The organism is Paraburkholderia sediminicola, assembly GCF_046026895.1.
Classification (GTDB): Bacteria; Pseudomonadota; Gammaproteobacteria; order Burkholderiales; family Burkholderiaceae; genus Paraburkholderia; species Paraburkholderia sediminicola_C.
Window position 1 is genome coordinate 1 of sequence record NZ_JAQQEU010000319.1, and the last position, 268, is coordinate 268.

At 68.3% G+C, this 268-nt stretch carries 1 protein-coding gene; it reads right to left on the reverse strand.

What is annotated here, in order from left to right:
- The coding region (locus PQR02_RS40945) for a type VI secretion system Vgr family protein (protein ID WP_408243471.1) at positions 1 to 268 on the reverse strand (268 nt) is incomplete at both ends.

Consider the following 268-nt stretch of genomic DNA (forward strand, 5'->3'; position numbering starts at 1 on the left):
AAGCTGCGCCAGTTCTTCATGCTGTTCGCGCGCCTGCGTCAGCCGCTGCACCGTCTCGCCCATGTCCTTCATCGGAGCCGTGGCACCTGATCGCGTCTCGGTGGTAAGCAGCAAGCCCCTATTGGCGCGCGCCACGCCGTGGCCCGCGGTCGCCAGCTCGAACCCTTCGCCCCGTGGCGTGCTGCGCCCCTTGTGGCCGTCAATCAGCGTGATGCTGCCGAGTCCGAGGCGCGACTGCGCCTGGTCGCTCGCGATCTGCAACTGGAGC